The sequence below is a fragment of the Sphingomonas sp. CCH15-F11 genome, from assembly GCF_001557005.1.
In the GTDB taxonomy this organism is placed as follows: domain Bacteria; phylum Pseudomonadota; class Alphaproteobacteria; order Sphingomonadales; family Sphingomonadaceae; genus Sphingomonas.
Genome location: NZ_LSKG01000159.1, coordinates 1 through 2,561 on the forward strand (window position 1 = coordinate 1; position 2,561 = coordinate 2,561).

The 2,561-nt window shown below is 58.8% G+C and carries 1 protein-coding gene; it reads right to left on the reverse strand.

What is annotated here, in order from left to right:
- Positions 1 to 23 precede the first annotated feature (23 nt).
- Positions 24 to 1,946 carry a reverse transcriptase domain-containing protein gene (locus tag AX709_RS15940; RefSeq protein WP_024018999.1) on the reverse strand — a complete coding sequence of 641 codons (1,923 nt, stop codon included), beginning with the start codon at positions 1,944 to 1,946 and terminating at the stop codon, positions 24 to 26.
- Positions 1,947 to 2,561 lie beyond the last annotated feature (615 nt).

Genomic DNA, 2,561 nt, shown 5'->3' on the forward strand with positions numbered 1-2,561 from the left:
CAGTCGGGTAGGATTGGTGCTGCTCATGGAGTCAGCCCTGATCCCCCCGCCGAACCGCACGTGCAGCTTTCACCGCATGCGGCTCTCCACTGTGACGAACCATCACTTTGCCGTAGATCGGGCAGGCGGCCTCTGTGAGTATCCCAGTGGCATTGCTCGCACAGGACCACCGTCCTGCGGGCGCGTGCCACCTTCATTCTCACGACAAAACCGCGGTGCGAAACATCGGCCATCCCCCGGATATGGTGCACCTGACACGGAACATCGGATCGACCGCAAGCCTCGCATTGCTTGGCATTCTGACGATCAACCCAGTCCGTACGTGAGTGGGTGAACACCTGCGTCCAAGGCTGGATATCAATCCTGGACGAGGTGGCCGGATCACGTTTCAGATGAGCCAGTTTCCAGACTTTGACCGATCGGGGCTGGCCATCGACGTCGTAGCCGATGGTGAATTCCTGCCCCGTCCTCATGCGGGCCACGACCGCTCGCACATTGGTTTTGTGCTTGCTGGCCAAGGTCTTGAACAAGCTCCACCGCTGGAGAAACTCAAGCCTGTTCAGCTTGAAGCTCACATCCTTGGCGAGAGCATAGTAGTTCGCAAAACCCCGCAATTCGGCGTTGTAAGCTAGGACGATCTCAACGTCGCTGCAGCTGAGCAGCAGGCTACGATGACGCGGCTTCAACACCGACAGATCACCATAACCTTTTGCAGAAGCGAACGCGTGGACCTTCTCCCAAGGGACATGCAGCTGCATCACTTCCGACGGCGGCCTACGAAGGAAGCTGACGGAACCTTGTCGGCTCCGGACAACCCGTTGGCGTGTCGTATATGTGCGGACCTCATATCCAAGGAAGGCGGCTCCATCGCTCGCCTTGCGGATACCGCTTTTCTCCTCGGACACCGTGAGCGCCAGCGCCTCGGTCAGGAATGCCCTGACTTCGGCGAACACGCTTCGTGCATCCTCCTTGCTACCGATAACCCCAATCATGAAGTCGTCCGCGTAGCGACAGTAACGAAGTCGGCGATAACCGGGGTCCATCGCGTCTCTCGACGGGATGGACCGCTTTTGCGGCAGTAAGGTTTGGATTTTGGCCAAGGAGGCCGCAACCTTCACCTCGTCGACATTGTCTTTGGCCCGCAGCATGGTGACGCGCTTCCGTTGTTTCTGGATGCGCCCAGCCAGTCGCCCATATTCCGGGTTCGTGGCACGGACCTTCCCCCTCTCGAAAGCCGCGATCCGTTCCGCCATGAACATATCGAGTTCATGGAGGTAGATGTTGGCCAAGATTGGAGAGACGATACCGCCCTGCGGAGTGCCGCTGTAGGTCCGGGTGTGAACCCGGTCTTCCATAACACCCGCCTTAAGCATGCTGCCGATCAAGCCGATGAATTTCTCGTCATCGATCCTTTTCCGCAACAGCCGCAGGAGGATGTCGTGGTCGATGTTCTCGAAGAACCCCGCGACATCCACATCTACGAGCCATTTCACCCCCGTCCATACGGCTTTGACGTGTTCAAGCGCCGTATGACACGACCGGCCCGGCCGGAATCCATGGGAGGCGTTCGAGAACACCGGTTCATAGATCCGTTCGAGCAGTTGCCGCGCCACTTCCTGAACGAGGCGGTCGTCGCGCGTGGGAATGCCCAGCGGACGCCGTTTGCCCTTGCCTTTCGGGATAAACACCCGACGCACTGGTTTGGGATCATAGGTCCCTGCCGTCACGCTGGCGATAATCGGGTCGAGGTCTTCCGGTCCGAAGTCCGCGAAGGTCTCGCCGTCAATACCCGGCGTCATCGCACCCTTGTTGGATCCGATCTTCTGGAGCCCCTCCTCCCAAAGGAGGCGAGACCCCATCAGACGATAGAGTCCATTCACCCTTTTGCCCGACGCAACGAGCGCCGGAATGGCCTCCAACCGGCCTTTCACAGTTTCTGGCAGCATCAGCACACCCCATGATCGGTGGTTGAAGAATCACAGCTGCCGCCCTTCCCCCGGTCTTCCCCGCTTTCGGCCCGATCGCTCGAGACCTTATACAGTTGCACCGCCGCCTCCGAAGAGGTCGATGTCCCGGGCATTACCCCGGGCATTTGAGTAATATGGCGGCTCCGTACCCATGCAGGCCGGCAGAAGCCGCCTGTTTAGGGCATCCCGTAGTTACGCTGAATGGAGATGCGGCGCGGTTAGGTGTCCCGTTCGTCCACTAAACCCCTCGACGAGAGGCGCACCGGATGGGCTGAGAAACAGGCGGCCAAGACATGAGACCGCTGTCATCATCCGGACCTGGCGTGACAGTCGCTTTCGCCAGTATCGCTATATAGATTGCTGCAGACTGGGATTTAAGCAGTGTAGCCTTCACCATACGCACCTTGCCCTGACCGTCATCGCCTCCATTTGCGACTAAGACGCATCTGGCCTTTTCCGAACATGCTATTGTTCCCCGTCCCTTTCGGGATTTCAGACCTTGTGAGGCCCGAGGTTAGTCCGGCGAGCAGAGGCATTCTCAACTTACCTCATCATCACTGATACTCCATTTCAGCGCCGCAACGGCGCACTGTC